Raw genomic sequence first — 269 nt, forward strand, 5'->3', positions numbered from 1 at the left:
TCTTCACTAAGCACAATCGCGTCTTCAATCGCCATCGCCGCTCCCTGCGCCAATGTCGGCGCTCCCGCATGGACGGCATCCCCGCCCAGAACGACGCGGCCTCTGTGCCACGGTTCTTTGACCGCCATCTGCTCAATCTTATGAAACAAAACGGGATATTCATTTGACATATTCTCTGTCACAAACTTCACTCCCGGAATTCCGCGCAGCAAGTCTCTCACCCGTTCAAAACGTGTGTCCTCGTCATCCCTGAAGTCAGCGTCATACGG

The 269-nt window shown here is 54.6% G+C and carries 1 protein-coding gene; it reads right to left on the reverse strand.

Annotated elements, in window-relative coordinates:
• A partial coding sequence (locus SB660_RS20925) for an FAD-dependent monooxygenase (RefSeq protein ID WP_410584284.1) occupies positions 1-269 on the reverse strand: 269 nt, incomplete at both ends.

The sequence above is a fragment of the Bacillus sp. SIMBA_005 genome (assembly GCF_046535585.1).
Lineage (GTDB): Bacteria > Bacillota > Bacilli > Bacillales > Bacillaceae > Bacillus > Bacillus pumilus.